14 protein-coding genes are annotated in these 20,408 nt (G+C 59.1%); 6 read left to right on the top strand and 8 right to left on the bottom strand.

Annotated elements, in window-relative coordinates; all coding sequences use genetic code 11:
- Positions 1-333 precede the first annotated feature (333 nt).
- Complete coding sequence (locus tag AB7008_RS08105) at positions 334-1,527, bottom strand: pyridoxal phosphate-dependent aminotransferase (protein WP_049802023.1); 1,194 nt, start codon at positions 1,525-1,527, stop codon at positions 334-336.
- A gap of 1,376 nt (positions 1,528-2,903) precedes the next feature.
- Between AB7008_RS08105 and AB7008_RS08100 the strand changes: the two genes are divergently transcribed.
- The 3 genes from AB7008_RS08100 to AB7008_RS08090 are packed head-to-tail and all read left to right on the top strand — an operon-like array spanning position 2,904 to position 6,057.
- Entirely contained in the window at positions 2,904-4,475 is a 1,572-nt protein-coding gene (locus AB7008_RS08100) for a hypothetical protein (RefSeq protein ID WP_244433080.1), read from the top strand.
- Positions 4,472-5,158, top strand: coding sequence for an HAD family hydrolase (locus tag AB7008_RS08095; protein ID WP_028144093.1), 687 nt, complete (start codon positions 4,472-4,474; stop codon positions 5,156-5,158). Before AB7008_RS08100 ends, AB7008_RS08095 begins: the two co-directional genes overlap by 4 nt.
- A complete protein-coding gene (locus AB7008_RS08090) occupies positions 5,155-6,057 on the top strand; it encodes an NAD(P)-dependent oxidoreductase (protein ID WP_041956566.1) in 903 nt (300 codons plus the stop codon). Before AB7008_RS08095 ends, AB7008_RS08090 begins: the two co-directional genes overlap by 4 nt.
- Before the next feature lie 702 nt (positions 6,058-6,759).
- Here AB7008_RS08090 and AB7008_RS08085 read toward each other — a convergent pair.
- From AB7008_RS08085 to AB7008_RS08070, 4 genes are all read right to left on the bottom strand, one after another.
- Positions 6,760-8,223: an NAD-dependent succinate-semialdehyde dehydrogenase gene (locus tag AB7008_RS08085; RefSeq protein WP_035711516.1), complete on the bottom strand. Its 1,464-nt coding sequence runs from the start codon at positions 8,221-8,223 to the stop codon at positions 6,760-6,762.
- A gap of 12 nt (positions 8,224-8,235) precedes the next feature.
- Positions 8,236-9,165, bottom strand: coding sequence for a dihydrodipicolinate synthase family protein (locus tag AB7008_RS08080; RefSeq protein ID WP_018645246.1), 930 nt, complete (start codon positions 9,163-9,165; stop codon positions 8,236-8,238).
- 171 nt (positions 9,166-9,336) lie between these two features.
- Positions 9,337-10,485, bottom strand: coding sequence for a hypothetical protein (locus AB7008_RS08075; RefSeq protein ID WP_018645247.1), 1,149 nt, complete (start codon positions 10,483-10,485; stop codon positions 9,337-9,339).
- 247 nt (positions 10,486-10,732) lie between these two features.
- On the bottom strand, positions 10,733-11,869 hold the full coding sequence (locus AB7008_RS08070; protein WP_231088695.1) for a CaiB/BaiF CoA transferase family protein: 1,137 nt from the start codon (positions 11,867-11,869) through the stop codon (positions 10,733-10,735).
- Here AB7008_RS08070 and AB7008_RS08065 point away from each other — a divergent pair.
- Positions 11,765-11,989, top strand: a complete 225-nt coding sequence (locus AB7008_RS08065) for a hypothetical protein (RefSeq protein WP_244439237.1) — start codon at positions 11,765-11,767, stop codon at positions 11,987-11,989. The genes AB7008_RS08070 and AB7008_RS08065 overlap by 105 nt on opposite strands.
- 210 nt (positions 11,990-12,199) lie before the next feature.
- On the top strand, positions 12,200-13,291 hold the full coding sequence (locus tag AB7008_RS08060; protein ID WP_018645249.1) for a LacI family DNA-binding transcriptional regulator: 1,092 nt from the start codon (positions 12,200-12,202) through the stop codon (positions 13,289-13,291).
- A gap of 164 nt (positions 13,292-13,455) precedes the next feature.
- Here AB7008_RS08060 and AB7008_RS08055 read toward each other — a convergent pair whose 3' ends face one another.
- Positions 13,456-16,089 carry a CehA/McbA family metallohydrolase gene (locus AB7008_RS08055; protein WP_244433081.1) on the bottom strand — a complete coding sequence of 878 codons (2,634 nt, stop codon included), beginning with the start codon at positions 16,087-16,089 and terminating at the stop codon, positions 13,456-13,458.
- A gap of 201 nt (positions 16,090-16,290) precedes the next feature.
- The gene (locus tag AB7008_RS08050) at positions 16,291-17,616 is read right to left on the bottom strand and encodes an MFS transporter (protein WP_063615341.1); all 1,326 of its coding nucleotides are present in this window, start codon (positions 17,614-17,616) and stop codon (positions 16,291-16,293) included.
- Between the two features lie 713 nt (positions 17,617-18,329).
- Here AB7008_RS08050 and AB7008_RS08045 point away from each other — a divergent pair.
- Complete coding sequence (locus AB7008_RS08045) at positions 18,330-19,112, top strand: enoyl-CoA hydratase-related protein (RefSeq protein ID WP_028144089.1); 783 nt, start codon at positions 18,330-18,332, stop codon at positions 19,110-19,112.
- A 59-nt stretch (positions 19,113-19,171) separates the two neighbouring features.
- On the opposite strand, the gene AB7008_RS08040 is transcribed toward AB7008_RS08045, so the two are convergent.
- Entirely contained in the window at positions 19,172-20,392 is a 1,221-nt protein-coding gene (locus AB7008_RS08040; protein WP_018645254.1) for a substrate-binding protein, read from the bottom strand.
- Between the last annotated feature and the right edge of the window lie 16 nt (positions 20,393-20,408).

The raw sequence follows: 20,408 nt of genomic DNA, 5'->3' as shown, positions 1-20,408 counted from the left end.
CTTGACCGATTCGTGACACCGGACGCGTTCGGTTTCGGACCAAGCACTCCCGCCTACGGCGACAATTTGCGTGCGTGCGACCTGCGGCCCTTTGTGCCTTCTCCGACGTCGAGCGAACGAGTGCATCGGAACTCTTTACCGGATGGTGAGATCGTCGACCAGATCAGGAGACGTGACCTCCAGAGGCGGCGACGAAATGCGGTCTTTGACGTTACGATTCGACCGATGCTCGCCGTTAACGGACATAGGAGCTGCTTACATTGCCGAGTGCAAGTCATCAGCTGAAGCGCAGATATTCACAACCATGCCTTTCGTCTGGAACTGGACCGGCCGTTATTTGATCCTAAGGCTATTTAGCGCCTGGACGACGCGCGTCAGGCCGATGGCCGATGCCCCCGGAGGGGCGCCGAATGAGAGTCGCAGACCGTTGACGTCGCCAAACGCGTCTCCCCCAACGCAAGCCACGTTAGTTTGCTTCAGGAGCCAGCTTGCAACATCATCCGTCACTCCAACGCGACCTTCGTCCTGCAAAGCAGATGCAAGCCTGTTCAGATCAAGATAGAAGAATAATGCCCCGTCGGCACGAGGTGGCGTTACATCACGTAGATTAGAAAGGATGTTAAGACCTATGTCGCGAGCGTCGAAAAGCCGTTGGTATGTCTCCCGCTCAATACGGCCGCCGACCTGAAAGTGGCTCAGCGTAGCCTGCTGCGCCTCTCGACTTGGTATCATCGCTGCATAGCCCTGAAGCTTTCTAGCGGCGGAAACGATGGCCCTTGGAGCCGCGAAATAACCCAAGCGAGAGCCTGATATCTCCAGCGCCTGTGAACATGGATTGACCATGATCGTTCGCGATCGCACGGCGGGGTGCGCCACGACGATCGACTCATGGCGGTGTAAACCAGTGAATACCAATCTTGAGTAGCGCTCGTCCGAAATGATCCATATTCGGAATTCGATAGCAAGCTCGCCGACGTCCTGCAATGTTGTTCGGCTGTAGACTGCGCCCGTCGGATTGTTGGGTGAATTGATAATCATCGCTTTAGTCCGCGATGTAATGGCAGCTCGGATTGAGTTGCCATCAGGAGTATATCGTGGGCGCTGAGCGTCGACGAACACTGGTACTGCGCCAGCGGCGTGAACCAGTGCTGGGACAAACGGTTGCCAGGGGCGGATAATGATAACTTCGTCGCCCCGCTCTAGGACAGCCAGGCCCGCACAAAGCAGCGCTTCCTTTGAGCCGGCAGTGATTGCGATCTCTTCCGCACTCCAATCAAAGCCTGTCTGGGCGGCGAGCCTTTCCGCAATAGCTTTGCGGAGCGGCATGAGGCCAATGGGATCCAGGACGCCGCTCGCCCCAGAATCGACAGTAACCATCGCCCTCTCGTGCGCTAATGAGAGTGACTGGAAGATCTCGTCATTTGCGAGATCGATAAACTCATGCCCGCCAAAAGCAGAACCCGACGCCACGTCCTGGGCGCCGGGCACACGCTCTGTAAAACAGAACGATATCGAGTCTGACTGCAAGTGACCTCCTACGGTCGTCGAACTCGAGCAGCGAGCCAAAGCTCGCGACCGCCGTACTCTCGCGGTCTAGCCATCGAACCATATTCGGCGAGGCTGGCGATCTCACCTACACCGACACAGCCCCCCTACACAAAGCCGACAGCCTAATCGCCCGTCGCTCCATGCTGAGTGCTTGGTGCGACAATTGTGGCTCAACATCAAACTGACGGCTCTTTGGCTCGACTACGCTGCATAGAACGGCTGGACTGCTTGCAAAATGCGGGCCCCTGCCATCCTCCTACTTGCGAAGCGTTTTGCAGCCGGCACGTGGATACTTGAACGACCTCGGGCTCAAAGGATTTCGCAAACGTGAGGACTAGGCACGTGCGCCGCGACAGAGCCGTTGACGGTGACATATTGCAGTTGCTCCTGCCAAATTCGTTCAAGGTGCATCGGCGCCCGATCCGCGCAGGCGGCACGGTGTGTCATCGCCAGGAATTTTGGTGCCTGATCAATCACCAGTGTTAGTAGTTGATCCGGTACGCGTTGAAAACGCGCGTTAAGATGTTGCGACCTTTCCAGACAATCATGCACCATGCAAGCTGATGATAGAGGGTCAATATGTAAGCCAAATGGAAGCGAAGATTACAATGGCGTGAGAAGGACGGTTTTCACTCTGTGGAGGTTGAGATCGACAAAGCCGTTCTATTCGTCACTCGCCCCCTGAGATTGATTAGGGTAAGGCAGGAAAACATCGGGCCGCGAGATCGGTCAGGCGCTCGCTACCCCAGAGAGCCTGTTCGTAGCAGTGTGCGCACAGCGGCTACCAAATGTGAGTTGGCCAAAGAACGGAGGGGCTAGGTTGCCTATAAGTCCATTCGTTACTCTGTCCCGCAGACGGACGTGCGCACTTCGACTGTCCAGGACCCGGCTCTCGGTATCGGCAATCGCGCAATGGGTCGCTTTGCATCATCTGCCGGGTCTTACTCGCAAAACACGAAAATACCAACGCGCCGCTACCAGGCCTGCTTGGAGCCCTTTTCTAATGCTGGTCGTCCGTAAGGACCCGCTTTGGTGGTTTCCCCGCAGAATGGAAGGAAATGAGTGGAACATCAGAAGGCTTTCACTGACTTCAAGCACTCGCACCTTCGCTCCGGTGTGGCGCTTTTCGCACACAGTCGTAGCATCTTGAACATCGTGTGAGGGCCTGAACGAGGCACAACACTCAACTGAGTGGCTAGAGTGGCTCGTGTTCCAATTTTCCTCGCTCTAGAAGTGCCAGCCAGTATTTTCAAAGGAGTGGTACGACGCTTGCTTAAGGATGAAGCGAACTTCCGCCTTCATATAGCCATGCGAGGCGCCCCGCCAGATCGGCTTCTTAAGAAGTGGGTGACTATATGTCCGGTGTCGCCGGTGCGTTTCTCTGCGCTTCAAGCGAACCATGGTCGCGTGTTGTTGATCAGCTGAAGAAAATGATTCCGACGCTTGCACTCCGTGGGCAAGCAGGTGTCGCGGTCTATGCTTTCATGCAAGAGCGTGGGATCCGATATGCAAGGGCGATTCAATCGAACGATAATTCAGTGCGCATCGACGGAATCGAACAGGACCCGCGCTTTCGGCCTCATGTTGCAATCGCGCAGATCCGCAGCGGAGGTGGGGATGACGGCGATGTGCAGTCAATTCCCAGCCGCTATTTTGCAATTTCTCTGGACGGCGCCTTGGTGAACGCTCATGAACTCAGGAGCGAATTGCTCGCTCAGGGACCACTGATAGATACCAACACAGACGCCGAGCTCTTGCTGAGGTGGATCGAACGATCTTGCGAACGAGAATATTGGCGTCACGGCTTGCCCGCAGACTACGAAGCTATCTTTCGCGAGCTTGATGATCGTATCGATGGTGCCATTTCCGCGCTTTTGCTAGATATGAACGGTGATCTTGTTGCATATCGCAATCGAAGCGGTATGCGACCGTTGGAGACTATGCGGGCAAGCAATGGATTGTTGCTCTTTGCTTCCGAAAATTGTGCCTTCGCTGGCTTGAAAGGTGAGACCCAGCAGCTCTTGCCTGGGAGCATACGGCGCGTGGACGCCAAGTCCGGCCGCAGCGTTGACCATATCCTGAACAGCCGAGGATGTAAGGCCAAACTCTGCGCCTACGAAACTCTCTATTTGGGAAGTCCGAACACATCGGTTGAGGGCCATTCACATCGCCAGACCCGTCACAACATCGGGCTGGCCTTGGGGAGAATCGTTGCGGAGCGAGTCCAAGCAGACCCACTCTTGATGCCGCCAATCGTGTCCTCCATGCCAAAGACTGGGGGGCCGTACGCCGATGGTCTGTTTGACTCTCTCGCCGAACAGGGCGTGCTCGCCGAGCGTAGTGACGTAGTGGCAACGCAATTTCTTGAGCGAACGCTCCTGGGCAGACCCAAGGCCCGACAATCTCGCATTGCTCAGAAGTATCTCGTGTCGGAATCTGCCGTCGCTAAACGGACCATCATAGTTGTCGATGAGGCCCTCATTCGAGGTGATACCAGCCAAGCCGTCACAACGATGCTCCTTGCCGCTGGAGCCGAAGCCGTACATTGGGCAATTGGTTCGCCGCCTATAGTTGCTCCACACTACTACGGCATGGGTATTGATACGCTAGATGAGCTCGCATTCTGGCAGGCGTTGAAGCGACTGCCGCCCGAACTACGCGCCCAGAGTCTTCGCTTCCACAGGATGGATCCGCCAGCCCTCAAAATTATTGAAAGCAACATTGCGACGGCAATCCAAGCAGCCACCATCACTTATCTGCCCTTCCGTGCCCTTGTACCCATATTGGCCAACAGGCTAGAGGGCATCGATTTGTCGCCCTTCACGTTGGAGATGCCGACCCCCGCTGGACGTCAGCGCGCGGACAGAAACTTGAAAGCTTTGCTGGCCGCTCTTCCTGTCAATCCCCGTCTGAGGTCAGCATCATGATGCCCGCTCTCGTATTTGACTGGAACGGAACACTGCTCGATGACACATACGCGCTGCTCGAAACGACCAATGTAATTTTGGACCGCTTTGGTCGTCCGAGCATCGATATAAACACCTTTCGAGAGCATTGTGATGTTCCCCTCGATCGTCTCTATCGTAGCCTCGGAATGTCGCAGGAGGAGGTTGAGGCGGTGGAGCGTGACGAAGGCGCACTGTTTCACGACACGTACGAGCCTCTTGCGGATAAAGCCGATTTACGTGAGGGGGCGCGCAGAGTGCTCGCGTTAGCCCGCCGAGAATCTGCTCTACTCATCATCCTCAGCAACCACATAGTCGCGCCTCTACAGTTTCAGCTGAGGAGACTTGGAGTGGATGACTACGTCACCGACGTGCTCGCCTTTGAAAGCCGCGCCACGCAATACAAATCGATAAGCAAAGGAGAGCGGCTTCGCCTTTATATGAACAGGCACAACCTGAAGCCGTCGTCAACCTTCATCGTCGGCGATATGCCCGTCGAGACTGATATTGCACGCAGTCTCGGGCTGACAAGCATATCCATTACCGGAGGATTTGTTTCGACCTCGCGCCTGCAAGCTGCGCGTCCAGATTACACCATCAACAACCATCACGAGCTGTTGCCGATCCTACAAAGCCATGGCTTCTTTCGGAATACTAAATCATGAGCAAGGGATCGTCAGCGAACGCGGCTCCCAAAACGATCAAGCAGAGCATAGGGCTTATCGGAGCGGGGCGCATGGGAACAGGTATAGGGATCAGCCTGCTGCGTCAGCAAAACGAACTCCACATCAAAGTCAACAAGAACCGGTTCGGTGCTGATCGCCTGATGGGTGCAGGGGCCCGCGAGCATGCGTCGATCGCTGAGTTGGCGCAGCATGTAAGTGTGGTGGTGTTGTCATTACCGTCCAGCCGCGAAGTTGAGACGGTGTGCCTCGATCACGATGGACTGTTTGTTAACATGTGCCGAGGAGGTTTGATAATTGATTGTACGACCTCGTATCCCGCATCGACCATTGCATTGGCCAAAACGGCGGAAAGACGAGGTCTTAGCTTCATTGATGCTCCAGTAACACGAAGCCCCGAGCAAGCAGAGCTCGGCCTTCTCAATGCGATGGTTGGATCGGATGCAACACTCTTTCCCGTTGCTGAACGCATTCTTGCTGCGTTTTGCGAGACCGTTATGCATGTTGGAGATGTCGGACACGGCCACAAGCTCAAGCTTGTTTACAACAGCATGACTATGGGCATCGCTGCGGTCGCCGCTGAGGTCTGCCAATTCGCGGATAGTCTTCAGATAGATCTTGTGACACTGCGCTCTTTGGTCAGTCGGGGCTCTACGAACAGTGGAATATTCCAAGCCTTCGCCGCCTTTTTGTTGGGAGAGAAACCAGATGCACTGGCAATCTCGATTGCAAATGCTGCAAAGGACATCGAGTGTGCTGTGCGCCTAGCGCGCGAGAGTGCCGTTTCCGTGCCGGTCCTGGATGCTGCCGCGCAGGAACTCAACCTCTCAGTTGTCGCAGGCAAAGGTGAACTGACCCTCCCACATTTGGCCCGATCGTAGACGCTTGGTGTGGTTCCAAGCGGGCCATTTTTCCACGAGTCCCTGGTGCCCCTCGACTTCCTGGGCATCGAGAGCGATGACTAGGACGAGATGGTCCGCATCTTCAAAGAAGTCAGCGGCGTTTCTTATACGATGGGGTGGAGTTCGATCCAAACAGCGTCAAGGTCAATCGCATTCGCGAGGAAACTGAGTATGGCGGCCTGCGCATCACCGACGCGTTGGTCGATACTGCCAAGGCCCGAATCATTATCGATTTCGCCTTTGGTGATGCGGTCGAATCGGGTCTACTGGACATGGACCTGTCGGTTCTCCACGATCTTCCTGCTCGCATCTGCGCGCTTCTGCGCGTGAGATGGTCATCGCCGAGAAATTCCAGGCGATGGTCATGCTGGACCGCACCAATATTCGTGGTGCTCGCGGCCTCATCATTGGCGCGGATACTTGAGGGCTTTGGCACACGCAGCTGTTATCCGTCCGCGCTGATCTGCGGACAACGTATCTCATTTCTGCTCTCGCCTGAAAGAACAAGAAGGTGTCGGTCCAGCAAAGAAAAGGACCGCTGCCGGATTTCTCCGACAGCGGCTCAAGTCTGGGGAGAGGCAGACGTACCGGTCTGCCAGCGGAGAAGGGCGGAGCGCTTGAAGCGATCCGGCGGCACTAACGAAGTCGTTCTGCTCCGGTTTGGTATCTGGTATTCCGGTTCTAGCTCGCCTGGCTCACGAATTTGGTGTCGAGATAGCCCTCGATTGCCTCGAGGCCACCTTCCGAACCGAAGCCTGACTCCTTCGTTCCTCCGAAGGGCACTTCGGGAAGCCCAAGGCCATGATGATTGATCGATACCATCCCGCATTGGAGATCGGCCCCGATCGCGGCCATCGTTGCGGCGGATCGCGTGTAGGCGTAGGCGGCGAGCCCGTAAGGCAGTCGATTGGCCTCCGCCACAACCTCGTCATAGGTTTTAAACCGCGCAATCGGCGCGACAGGGCCGAACGGCTCTTCATTCATGATGCGCGCTTGAGGTGGAACATCGGTCAGGACCGTCGGCTCGAAGAAGTACCCCGTATTGCCGATACGCTTGCCGCCGATGCGCAACTGGGCGCCGCAATCGAGAGCGTCCGCGACGAGGGTCTCCATTGCATCGACCCGGCGCGAATTGGCGAGCGGCCCCATCCGGCTATCTCTTTCAAGGCCATTGCCAACCTTGATCGCGCTGGCCTCGGCAACGAACCTCTTGACGAAATCTTCATAGATACTGTCATGCACCAGAAACCGCGTCGGCGAGACGCAGACTTGGCCCGCATTGCGGAACTTGTTCGCCGACAAGATTCTTGCGGCTTTCTCGACGTCGGCATCCGGGAAAACGATGGCAGGCGCGTGCCCGCCGAGCTCCATGGTGGTGCGCTTCATATGGGCGCCGGCAAGGGCTGCGAGATGCTTTCCGACCACGGTCGAACCGGTGAAGGAGACTTTCCGGATGATAGGATGGCGTATGAGATAATCTGAAACTTCGGATGGCACCCCGAAGACGAGATTGATCACGCCCGCAGGCAAGCCAGCATCCGCGAAACTGCGCACCAGCGCCATGCAGCTCGCTGGCGTCTCTTCAGGTCCCTTGACGATGATGGAGCAGCCGGCTGCAAGGCTGGCGGAGATCTTCCGCACGGCCTGGTTGATCGGAAAATTCCAGGGCGTAAATGCGGCAACCGGCCCGACCGGCTCCTTGGTCACGAGCTGGACAACATTGCCAAAGCGCGCCGGGACGATCCGTCCATAGGCGCGCCGCCCTTCTTCGGAGAGCCAGTCGATGATATCGGCAGCAAGGAGCGATTCAGCACTCGACTCGGTGAGCGGCTTACCCTGTTCGAGCGTCATGATCAATGCGATGCCGGCTGCGCGCGAGCGTATGAGATCGGCGGCCTTGCGCATCGTCCTGTATCGGTCAAAGGCCGAAACCTTTCGCCAAATCTCAAATCCCTCCTGAGCGGCCATGATCGCACGATCGAGATCGCCACGAGACGCATAAGGAGTTTCGCCAATCGGCTGGCCGGTTGCGGGATTGAGGATTTTTTCCGAGCGATCCGAACCCCCTTCCGTCCACTCGCCGGCAATGAACATCCTGATCTTGGGGTACACAGGTTCTGCCTGCGTGGCTTGTTCTCGGCGCATCATGCCCGCATCTCAATGTCCCCAGCGAAGAGACAGCGGGTTGAGCTCACGCGCAAGCTCGATCAATCCAGCTCTCGTCGCCGGATGGATCTGCTCGAGCGGATGCCGCACGGCTTCGCATTTGATCACGCCGCCTTCAGCCATTACGCTCTTGGTGGCGCGCAGGCCGCACTGGCGGTTTTCGAAATTGATGAGCGGCAGCACCCTTGCATATGCAAGAGCGGCTTCCTGCCTGCTGCCCCCTTTGTGATGATCGAGCACGGGGCGGAGCAAATCGGGCAACAGCGCGCTCGACATTGTTCCGCTCGCACCGGCATCGAGGTCCGCCATCATGGTGATGGCTTCCTCCCCGTCAAAAGGACCAATGATGACCTCACCGCCGAGCTCGATCAGACTGCGGAGCTTGGCAGCCGCAAACGGCACCTCGATCTTGAAATATCTGGCGAGCGGCACCTCGCAAGCGAGCCGGACGAGAAACGGGACCGTCAATGTAACGCCGGAGAGCGGCGCGTCCTGGACCATAATTGGAATCCCGGCGGCGTCCGCGACCCGGCCGAAATGCCCGATCATGGCGCCTTCATCCGCCTTGAGGCTTGGACCATGATAAGGCGGCATCAGCATGAGGAGGCTTGCGCCACGTTCGGCCGCATAGCGGGCGCGTTGCACCGCAATCTGCGTGCTGAAATGGCTGCAGGTCACCATGACGGGCTTGCGGCCCGCGACATGCGAGAGGCAGAGATCGACCAGAAGGTCACGTTCCTGATCAGACAGCAGGAACTGCTCGGAATAGTTGGCCAGAATGCAGATCCCGTCCACGCCTTGGTCGATCATGCAATCGAGCACGCGCCGCTGCCCTTCGAGATCGAGATCTCCAGATTCCGTAAACGGCGTCGGAGCGACCGGGAACAAGCCGCGATAGATGGGGGGTTTCGCATTTCTCATGTAGAGGATTCCAGACAGGAGGCAGTCAGTTGCTGTCTAACTCGATCAGCCCATCGCGAATATCCAAGGAGTGGAGCCGATGCCGTCGGACTGTTTGGACAGATTGACTGGCGTGGCGTCACAAACAAGATTGGTTGGAGGCTTTGTTCGCGTTGGAAGCCTTTCGCGCCTCTAGATCCAGCCAGGCGGCACCAGATCCGTCAGGATGGCAAGGCATTCAAACAGGAAGTAGCTTCCGAAAATCAGCTCGACGTTCTGGGCCGCATCGATATCGCGCACGATCGCCTTTCGGGTGAAGCAGCCGCCGGTGAGCATTCCAGGCGGGCGCGGGTCATCGGGAGCAGTCGGTGTCAGGTATTTCGAGCTCAGTTGAGTAACTGTGCGCTCCGCAAATAATCTATATTTGGCGCCCCCCTCAGGACCAAGTGCGGATGCGAGGCGCAGCGCCGCGGCGGCAGCGATAGCAGTGGCCGCAGTATCCCTGCTGGTGTTGGGGATCGCCGGATCGTCGAAATCCCAGAAGGCAATGAGATCCGCGGGGACATGGTCGATCCACCAGTCAAGAAGGCGGACGGCGTAGTCGCGCCATAGCGGTTCGTCGGGGCGGACCATGGCGGCGTGAGCGGTGTAGAGCATCGCCCATCCCTGCGCCCGGCCCCAGGTGCTGATATCGCTATATCCCTTGTGCGTGTGCGTTCTGAGCACCTTACCGGTGTGATCAAGGGTGGAAGACTGGATAACTGAATTGTCCTGCCGCACATGGATCTCCAGGACGCGCCGCATATGTGCATTGGCGACCTCCTCCATCCGGGCATCGGAAAGCTCGTCCGCGGCCCAATAGAGCAGGCCTGTCGCCTGGAGCGAGTCGATGCTGCTCTCGGAAGCTCCCACTGCGCTCGCCTCCTCGGCATCCCTGCCCAACGGTATCAGTCCGAGGTGTGGATCGAACATATCACGAAGCGATCTTGCTGCTGTCAGAGCCACCGCGCGGGCGTTTTCTTCCTTGAACAGGATGCTGCCGAGGGCGCCGGCATGATAGAAGCCGAAGCCCTTGAAGGCCGTAAGCCGCTCGGCACGCGGCAACATTCGGCTTAGCGCAGCACGCGCGTCTTCGATTGGGAACTGGCTGCGATCAGCGAGGTGCGCGAGCCAAAGCTCACCGACAAATGCCCCGCCGGTCCAATCACCATCGGGGGTAAACGTCCATTTTCCGTCGGCGGCACTCGCCCAGTGTGGCAAGCCCGAGCGTGCGGTGTCCCGAGTCTCGGCAATGCGCTTCAGCATACGCTCGCGCGCGGGCAGATATTGGCTTTCCGACATGGCTTCTGGTCCAACATAATACTCGCCGCGCGGCTTTGCCCTGGCGGCAACTTAAAGCTCTTTACCAACAGATCCTGGACTGGCGCGAACGGTTGGTGTTCACGAGACTTCCAATCGTGCTTGGCTGCATCTCTGCGGAGTAGCAAGCCTCGTCAGCAGCACCGCAGGGAAAGCCGCGTGCAAGTTTATGCCAATCACGATGACCCTCCGACGTAAGCGTGCTGCTTTCGACAATCCTCGTTGTTCGTTAGTGATGCGAGTCCGCAGCGCCGATGGCGCCGGTTTCATAAAGATGCTTCAATTTCCTAGCGTCATAGCCCAGCTCTTTCAGAATCTCTTCCGTTTGCGCACCGAGCTTTTGCGGCGGCAAACGCACGTCCGGCTGCTCGCCGTCGTAGCGCACGGGATGGCTGACAAGGGTGATGGGAGCTCCGGTCGCGCCGGTCACGACCTGAAAATTTTTGTTATGCGCGATCTGCGGATCCGCAACGACGTCGGCATAATCGTTCACCGCAGCGTGCCAAATTCCACGCGCCTCGAACAGGACGATGCATTCCATGGTTGAGCGTTTGGCGATGTTGGCAGCAATCATGGCTGAGGCCTCGTCCCGCCGGCGATACGCCTCCTCGTCAGGAATTCGCTGGTCGGCCGGAAGGCCAAGCGCGCCTGAGAGCGCCTCCAGCGATCCCAAAGAGATCGCAATGTGCCCATCGCGTGTCGCATAGATGCCGTAAGGCGCACCGTAGTACCAGCCGGCCACCGGGCCCGGCTGACGGACGTCGTCAGGCCTTTGGCCGTTCAGGTAGCAGGTAAAAGATTCCATCTGCAGGTCGAGCGCAGCCGACAGCAGGCTAACATCGACGCGGCAGCCCTGCCCCGTCCGCGCCTTCCGCACCAAGGCAGCCAGGATCCCCGCCGCAAACAAGGCGGCGCCGTGATGATCGATGGCGGAAACGCCGACAGCCCGCGGCCCCTGCTCGCGACTTCCGGTGATCATCGCAAGTCCTGATAGCGCCTGGATCAAGAGATCCTGGCCTGGGCGATCGACATAGGGCCCGTCAGGACCGTAGCCGGAGGCAGCGGCATAGATGATCTGCGGATTGATCTTCTTTGCATCCTCGTAGCCGAGACCAAGCTTGTCGAGCACACCCGGGCGGAAGTTCTCTGCGATCACATCCGATTTGGCGATCAGTTGCCTGGCGATGACCACGGCTTCGGGTTTTTTCAGATCGAGCGTGAGGCTGCGCTTGTTGCGGTTTCCCGTCAGAAGCAACATTGATTGGCCGTCAACCCGCTTGTCCGCCCCGCCCCATTTCCTCTGAAAGGCCCCCCCGGGCGGTTCCACGGCGATCACGTCCGCACCGAGGTCGGCGAGAAACTGCACGCCGACCGGACCCATCAGAAAGTGATTGAGGCTGAGGACTCGAATGCCCTTCAAAAGATCGACCATACATCCTTGCTTTCGGTTTTACCTGAAATCGAGGTGCTGGCTCTCGATTTCTGAAATCGATTTCAGACTTAGGCTGTGCGAGAAGCGGAGTCAAGCGAATCTACCAACTTTCGAATGAGATTCGCTTCATCCCGCTCCATCTGTGCATGAGAGGGGCAGAAAATAGCGCCGATGGCCCGCATACAGGGCTTGAGAAGGTAGCGCTCGTGATGGTTTAACCCTTTTGAGGGGAGACCCTCTCCTTCTCCTGGTTGACCAACGCAAATGGACAAGAAACCTGTAATCGCGCCCAAAGGCCGGCAGCAGCCGCGCGTGAAGATCGAGGACGTTGCCCGGAAGGCGAATGTGTCGCCGGCGACGGTGTCGCGGGTTCTCAATCACCCCGATATCGTACGGCCGGAGCTTCGCGACAGGGTCATGCGGCATATCAATGACCTCGCCTACACGCGCGATAGCGCAGCCAGAGCATTGAAATCGGGACGCATGCGGACCGTCGGCGTCATCGTTCCGACACTGGCGCTCGGTATCTTTGCAGAAGGCGTGGAAGCCCTCCAGAACCGCCTCAGCGAAAGCGGCTACACGCTGTTCATTGCGAATTCGCAATATGACCAGCGGCGTGAATTTCAGGAACTGCAAAGTCTCATTGAACGCGGCATCGATGGAATCGTGCTGGTCGGAGCTTCCCACGGACGGGAGCTGAGGAGCCTGATCGAACAGGCAGGCGTACCCGTCATCACCACCTATGTTGCCAAGGCCGGCGGCGGCATCCCCGCGATCGGAATCGACAACGAAAGCGCCACCCGCGAGATGACGGAGTATCTGCTAAGGCTTGGACACGTCCGTTTTGGCGCGATTGCCAACGTTGTCGCCGCGTCCAACGACAGATCCCGCGCCAGGCTCGAGGGAATTCAGCGCGCGCTGTCGGACGCCGGTCTCCCGCTCAAGCCGAGCCAGGTCGTCAAGGCCGATTATTCGCTTGCCCAGGGCCGTAGCGCCCTTCGTCAGCTCCTCACCGATCATCCGGACACGACAGCAGTCATCTGCACCACCGACACGCTTGCCATCGGTGCAATGGCAGAGGCTCGCAAGATGGGGCTGGCCGTACCGGCTACGCTTTCCATCACAGGATTTGACGATGTGGAGCTGGCGGCGCAAATGGACCCGCCGCTCACAACAGTCAGCGTTCCGGCAGCAGAAATCGGCCGGGGAGCCGCCGATTATCTCATCAATGCCATTGCCGGAAGTCCTGTCCCGAGAAGTGTCGTGTTGCCGTACCGGCTGGTCATGCGCTCATCGAGCGCCCCGCCGCGGTCCAGCGTCCGTCCCGCCCGTCGCGGGCGCAGTCGAGATCATTGACCGGGCCACGGTCCTGATAACTATTTCAGAACCGGAGGCTGGCGTCCGCATCCCAGGACCCGATGACGCAAGCTGCTCGCCCCTTATCATTATTCGCCCGTAAGTAGAGGTGGCTGAGCATGCGATGCGCCGCCTGCGCGATCGTCAATGGCACAAGAGACTTCTCAATGCTCGCGTTCAACGTGAACGGAGTGAACGGGCGCATGGTGGTGGCTGGCGCCCAGTTCGTGCAATCTATGATGCAGGCGATGATGCGCAAGTTCCAGGGCAGCTCGCAGCCGCGAGTGTCGCGCTTCGTCGGACTTGGGAGCGAGCGTGTCCATATAGGCGATCGATCCCTCGATTTGAGCAAGGACCGACACTGCATCCGCGGTGGCAAAGATGGGCATTCCGCCTACTTTGACATATACCGCACTGGTGTGCGCCGCAATGTCGGCCTCGCGTCCGGCGACACTGCCCCGAACGCGCAGCGCGATCCAACATGACTCGTTGATGGGCAGGGAGAGCTGCCCCTTGCACGACAAGCCTCCGCATCGAACCTCCTCGAGGACCGTGCCGTTACATATGAGCTCCACCCGCGCCGGCGGGACGCTGACCGATTCGATCCGCCAGTCGATCGTGAGGGTGCCGCCTGAACGGGGAAGGGACACCGTGCCTCCAGGGCGACGTCCTTCAACGGTCATCTCAACCAGAGGCCCGACAGTGATGAACGTGTCCCCGCTGCGTACGGCATCCATCCAGTTGCGATACGTGAAGTCGCGTTCGCCCAATCGCACATAGGTCCGTGAGCCCCCGAGGAGCGCGGCCGCGTCCATCTTGTCGGAGCCCGCCACCAGCGGCAGATGGTAGCCGATGTTGAGGTAGCGATACCAATCGGCGAGACCAAATGCGCTGAGCTGCGCGGTCCGCGGGTTGAACGACATCATTTCGATGGCGTCGACAAGGCCGAGCACAATGTCGGCCGCACGCTCCGCCTGCGGGTTCGGCGCATGGGGCATTACCACCAGCCCCCCTTGCTGACGGCAGCGCTCCGCCCAGTCGGCCATGGTCGCTTCCAGAACATGGCCGATTGCAGCTTCGTTGGACCCGCCGCAAGAGAGCGGATTGATCATCTCACCTTCATAGCCGAGCAGCGATATGTGCCCCAGAACCTGCATCCGGTTCTCCGTGCCGACCCGAACCAGGAATTCTCCGTCGCCGCCGAAATCCTTTGCCCCGAACGTCGTGCGTCCGTCGAAATCGGCGACGTTGGTGAATAGCTCGCCCCACTGTGCGGCGAGCAAGTTGACCACGTTGACACCCTCCGCCTTGCCCTCAAGCAGCGCTGTCTGCGGGCTTAGGAAATGGACGTGCGTATCAGAGCTAACCCATCCCTGTTCGCGCCAGCGCAGCACACGATCGAGCTCAAAGGTGAGAGTGTCCGTGCTTGCAGTGATGTCGACGATGGTGCGCAACGGGCGCACCTCAAAACCCCTGCAGATCTCTACGAACACGGGCCCGAGCGGCAGGTCCGCCTCGCAACTGCCGTCCACGTAGACGTACTGGTTCAGCCCATTGGCAAATTCGCCCGAGAAGTCCTCGAACCTGCCGGTATTGACCTTGCGGTGATGTCCCTTGGGTGGCAGATACTCCCCATGCGCACCATGGACATGCAACCGCGCGGCAACGCGCACGCCACTGTCCTTTTCCATGATGCGGATCTTGACCGGCCTTGTGGCCGGTTCGACTGTCGCCACATTGAGCGAGGCGCTTGCGTTACCGCCACCTTCCAACGATCGAAGCTCGAACATGTGCAAGCGGCCATCGTCGGAGCGCAGATAGAGTCTTGCGTCCGGATGCGCCGAGTACTCAACGATGACATCGCTCCCGCAGCGCACGGGCTGCACATCAACTTTGGCGCCCAGCCAATCCGCTCTGGAGTACTCGAGCACTGCGCGTGCCGAGATGACCGTGCCGAGGTCCATGCCGATCTGCTGGCCCCGATCGTCGACATCGAGCTCGCCAAGCTTGTTCAGATGGAACCCCGGCGGCAGCCTCACCTTCAGCTTGCGACGGCCCTGGAGGCGCAGCGGGTGCTGGGTGAGCGCTGTCGTGGTCACCGCAAACACAAGCGAGATTTCCTGTTCCGCGCGCAAGCTCAACGCCGAAAGCTCCTTGTCCGGATAAGGATTGGGGAGCGCGTAAAGCCACACGTTCTCACCTTGTCGATCCATGCGTCCCGATTGGGTGCGAGCCTCGCCCTGGAAGAAGTTCGCCCCCGGCGCTCTGCCGAGTACAAAGTCCTCGCCGGTGCTTGCATGTACGATGGGCGCGCGTAGCGGCAAGGCGGCGAACGCACTCGCACTCCAGGAGATGTGGTTCTGCTGGATCGCGAAGCGGCGCAGCACCGGCACGTCGGTCTCGCTGCCGTCGGCATAGCGGAGCCCGTATGTCGCCACCCGGTCGCCGAGTGGATTGCCTTCTACAGGCAGCGTAGCCGGGCCGATCTCTCCGAAACCCTCGGGGCTTGCACTGGGGCGGTCTGCCGCCACTTGCACGAACAGCACATAGCTCGCCATCGTCGGCGGCAACGCGATTACGGCAGGAGGGGCGCCGGGGCGCAGCTCCAGCACATCCGGCCCTATTTCGCTGCCGAAGAGAAAGGGCATGCCGCGATGGGTCTGGAGCCCGCGAAGTGAATCGATCCAGCCGGTGTCACCCGGGCGGGCGGCGAACCCTTCACCGGCATTTGCGCGCTCGGCGTTGAAATATCGCTTCAAGTCCACAGGCGTGAAGTGCGGCGATGAAGGTGTTTTCATGCTTCGGACTCCAGTTTCAGCAACTCAGTGCCTCGCAAGCATTCTTTGTTTGTTGTGAATGACTGCTCGCGCAAGGACGCTTGCGCCGACCCCATGCTCATGCCGAGCATGAAGAGATACGCGCGAGCCCTTATGTTTTGCAGCTAACGTGGACGCCTTGCGTCCGTCGCGGGCACGGCGAAGCGCAGGGGCAGAGCGTGTTCATTCACCTATGTAGAGGCAGCCGCGCTTCTTTGCGATCTGGTAGACCAGCACGCTCAGGAGCGCGATCAACGATCCGTAGACGGGAAACATCCAGGCGATGTGCTCGCGTTGCAACCAAACCAGCAGATAGGGTGACGTCCCGCCAAACAAGGAGACGCCGAGCGCATAGCCGAGAGCCACTCCGGTGGTCCGCACGGCGCGCGGCATCAGCGTGGTAGCGATGAAGTTATAGAGGGCCATGTTGAAGCCCACGATCGCGCCGCCGAACACCGTAACAAAGAAGAACGTGACGATGCCTTTTTCCGAATAGAGCAGTGTCAGGAAGAAGCATGGGATGAGCAACAGGCGCAGCAGCGCGAACGCGCGCGAGGGTCGCACCTTGTCCGCGAAAGCGCCGACAAACGGCGCCGTTGACATCCAGATCAGGACCATCAGGGTCATGATCCCGTACACATACGTGCTGTCCTCCTTGAAGACCGTATTGGCCATGTTGGGAAGACCGGTGTTCCAGGCATAGTTGGCGATCTGCACCGACCCGATCACCAGGATGACGGCGAGCAGCGAAAGGCGGACGCTCCATAGCGTTTTCCACACACCGCCAGTCGATTCCTGAATGCGCGAAGACTCGTCTTGCCGATGCATGGCTCGATTGATCAAGGTTTCCGGCACCGTCGTGCGCAGATAGATGATCAAAAGGCCCAGCACGCCGCCGACCGCAAAGGGTATACGCCAAGCCCACTCGCGCATGGCTTCAGGTGCGACCGAGGCGCTCACCAGGAAGGCAACTAGGCTGGATCCAAGGCTTCCCAATTGGATGAATGTGCCGCCAATCAGACCGAGATAGCGTCCCTCCTTACCAGGTGGCGCCAGTTCAATTGCAATGGCGTTGGCGACACCAGCTTCAGCGCCTGTGGCAAACCCCTGAATCAGCCGCATGATCAGCAGCGCTATGGCCGCCGTGACGCCGAGGTCCTTGTAGGTGGGCAACAAGGATATCAAAAGCGAGCAAACCGCCATGGCCGTGACAGAGATCAGCATGACGCGCTTGTGGCTGATGCGATCTGCGACCGGCCCCAGCAAAACAGCGCCCAGCGGTCGAGCGCAAAAGCCCGCGCCGTACACGGCAAGTCCCGCCAGCAGCGAGGTGGTGGGATCATCGGAAGGGAAGAAGTGCGGCGAGAGAAACGCCGCCATTACGCCGTAGACATTCCAGTCGTACCACTCTAGCGCCACCCCTCCTCCAAGGCCGGCGGTCATTCGCTTGTTGGCAGTTTGCTTGTCAAGCTGGACGGGTACAGCGCTGGGCTGAGCAATGATGTTCATGGGTCCTCGGGCTCTATTGATGACTTAATGATTTTGCGGGTCGCGCGAGAACGAGCAGCCGCTCGTCGGCTCAACTGCGCCCGCCGCGAGCGGGGGTCTACGAGAGCGGCGGCCTTGAGCAGGCCGGACCGCGGAAGCGCAAGCGCAACAGCTGCCCGGGATGCCGGCGGAAAGCCCGCCTGGCTTCACGTAATTGCGGGCCTCGCCTCACGAGCGGCCATTGCACGATCCTAATGGCGCAGGACGCCTTCATCGTTGCTTCCGACTTGCGCGGCGACTCGCATAAAGCGCGCGCGAGATTCCGTGCCATTCCCATGGCCAGCCTTCCTCCTGTTGCTCTAAGCGCGCTTCTGAAGAAGCTGATGTTCTTGTTGGACAGCGCGGCGTCACAAGACCCGTCGCATCGTCAATGAGATCCTTCAGATGTGACCCACTCTCGCCGGCCGCATCCTTCTGGTTTCCCGCAGTACCGGGCATTTCGACATCGAGTTCTGAAATCGATTTCAAGATTAGTAAGAATTCGGAACTGCGGAGTCAAGCCGTTTTTTACGGGTGAAGCCCGCCTCATGGTCTCCGTCGGCTCCGCGTTGAGCAAGGTGGCTCAGCGCCGCTGAGGCTGGTTCTTCCAAGAAGAGGCTTTTGGATGCCTCGTTGCGAAGAAATCGATTTCAGTCTAAGGCGTGGTTCTCATATTCCTTCAGGAGAACCGCTCCATGTCCGAGACGCCCGATCTCATCCTCTCGACATCTGTCGCGCCCCACGTGCGCCTATTGACGCTGAATAGGACATCAAAACGAAACGCCTTGAGCAACCAGTTGATCGTGGAGCTTGGCGCCATCTTGCGCCGTGCCGCAATCGATGAGGATGTCCGCTGTGTCGTGCTTTGTGGCAGCGATGCGTTCTTCTCTGCCGGAGCCGACATCAAGGAGATGCGGGAGCGCGGCTTTGAGGCAATCGACAATTCCGCCCGACGTTCTGCCTGGGGGGATGTCGCCAATTTCCCCAAGCCTCTCATTGCCGCGGTCGAGGGCATTTGCTTCGGCGGCGGCCACGAATTGGCGCTGCTCGCGGATATCGTGATAGCAGGTGAAGGGGCGGTATTTGGGCAGCCTGAGATCAACATCGGAATATTGCCCGGCGACGGCGCAACGCAGAGGCTGACACGCGTGGCTGGCAAATCACTGGCCATGCTGATGATCCTGAGCGGCCAATCCATCACGGCGCGGAGTGCGATGCAGGCCGGCCTTGTGGCGGAAGTTGTCGAAAGCGGCAGGGCGCAGAGGCGAGCGCTCGAAATAGCCGATCTGATAGCGCAAAAGCCTCCCCGCTCGGCTGAACTTGCCAAAGCTGCCGTTCTCGCCGCCTTTCAGACCACGTTGGACGCCGGGCTCGAGTTCGAGCGGCAAGCGATACGTCACGCTTTCAGCACAGCTGACCAGAAGGAGGGAATGAACGCCTTCTTTGACAAGAGGCCGCCGAATTATCGCGGGAAGTAGCCCCCCGCGATTGGCTCGCACGCGGCGCCGGCGAAGCTCGCCCGCGCAACATGCGACATTCAACACTCCTTCGGCTCGACCGGGCCGGCGCTACGGGCGACGATCTCGTATTGGCCGGCCTTTGCCACGCCAATGTACATGTTCATCCTGCAGTGGCGCTTGCCCGGCACCATCTCCGCCGGCCCGCCAGGCCCTTCCGCAATCTTGGCGTGGTCAAGCGCGGCAGCGACAGCCTCGCGGTCAATTGTACCGGCTTCCCTCACTGCGGCTTCCCACAGCTTCAGTCCTCGATACGTGCCGGTCGCGGCGCTTCCTGCTGAGAACCGGAACTTGCCCGGAAACTGCTTTTCGTAGGCCGACTGAATTTTGGCGCTCACCGGATCTTCCGCCGCGAGCGCCTTGTAATAGTCGAGGCTGCTGGCGAGGCCTTCGATCTCGTGAGCCTGGTTCATTTCGAGCGTGTTCTCGTCATAGTAGACGCAGCCCAGCTGTCCCCCATTCCTAGAAAAGCCCGCTTCATAAAGCTGTTTGAAGAACGAGCCGACGCCCGGGGGGATAACACTGTTGAAGACCACGTCTACCTTGTTGGACGTGATGCGGCTCACGGTCGATGAAAAATCGATTTGGTCAAGCGGGTAGTACTCCTCGAACACCACCTCCCCGCCGCTGCTCTCGATCACCTTGCGCGCATAGGCATTGATTGTTTGCGGCCAGACGTAGTTTGATCCAGGCAGCGCGAAGCGTCTGCCACCGTTCTTGATCAACCACGGAATGAACCGGTCGCAATTCTGCGCCGGTACCGGCCCGGTGCAAAACAGATAGGGCGTGCACTCCCTGCCTTCGTAGGCCTGTGGATAGATGTAGAGCGTCTTGCCACGAGAGATGATGATGTCCTTGATGGCGTTGCGCATCGAGCTCGCAATGCCGCCGAGTACCAGGTCGACCTTGTCTCGTTGAATCAGCTTGCGGACATTGCCAACAGCGACGGACTCGTTGGACGCGGTGTCTTCGATCAGGAGGTCGATCGGGCGCCCCAAGAGACCACCGTTCTCGTTGATCTCGCTCGCGACCATGCGCGCGACATTGGCGTCGGTATTCCCGGCAAAGCCGAGTGCCCCCGTAAGGTCGGTGGCAATGCCAATCCTGATCGGGCCTTCAGCGGCGTTGGCCCAGTCAGGACGGATCACCCAGCTGCCCGGGCCGGCCGCAATGGCCGCAGACACAAAGGCGAAATTGCCGAGAAAGCGGCGGCGGCTGAGTTGCCGGTGATCATTCAACATGGAACTGACCTCCCCT

Source organism: Bradyrhizobium sp. 521_C7_N1_3 (assembly GCF_052075975.1).
GTDB lineage: Bacteria > Pseudomonadota > Alphaproteobacteria > Rhizobiales > Xanthobacteraceae > Bradyrhizobium > Bradyrhizobium japonicum.
The sequence above is the reverse complement of the archived record's forward strand: the minus strand, read 5'-3'. Positions and strand labels throughout refer to the sequence as shown.

Coding starts and splice junctions, on each gene's coding strand:
- AB7008_RS08100 (WP_244433080.1), top strand. CDS start 2,904: ATGTCCGGTGTCGCCGGTGCGTTTCTCTGCGCTTCAAGCGAACCATGG.
- AB7008_RS08095 (WP_028144093.1), top strand. CDS start 4,472: ATGATGCCCGCTCTCGTATTTGACTGGAACGGAACACTGCTCGATGAC.
- AB7008_RS08090 (WP_041956566.1), top strand. CDS start 5,155: ATGAGCAAGGGATCGTCAGCGAACGCGGCTCCCAAAACGATCAAGCAG.
- AB7008_RS08085 (WP_035711516.1), bottom strand. CDS start 8,223: ATGCGCCGAGAACAAGCCACGCAGGCAGAACCTGTGTACCCCAAGATC.
- AB7008_RS08080 (WP_018645246.1), bottom strand. CDS start 9,165: ATGAGAAATGCGAAACCCCCCATCTATCGCGGCTTGTTCCCGGTCGCT.
- AB7008_RS08075 (WP_018645247.1), bottom strand. CDS start 10,485: ATGTCGGAAAGCCAATATCTGCCCGCGCGCGAGCGTATGCTGAAGCGC.
- AB7008_RS08060 (WP_018645249.1), top strand. CDS start 12,200: ATGGACAAGAAACCTGTAATCGCGCCCAAAGGCCGGCAGCAGCCGCGC.
- AB7008_RS08055 (WP_244433081.1), bottom strand. CDS start 16,089: ATGAAAACACCTTCATCGCCGCACTTCACGCCTGTGGACTTGAAGCGA.
- AB7008_RS08050 (WP_063615341.1), bottom strand. CDS start 17,616: ATGAACATCATTGCTCAGCCCAGCGCTGTACCCGTCCAGCTTGACAAG.
- AB7008_RS08045 (WP_028144089.1), top strand. CDS start 18,330: ATGTCCGAGACGCCCGATCTCATCCTCTCGACATCTGTCGCGCCCCAC.
- AB7008_RS08040 (WP_018645254.1), bottom strand. CDS start 20,392: ATGTTGAATGATCACCGGCAACTCAGCCGCCGCCGCTTTCTCGGCAAT.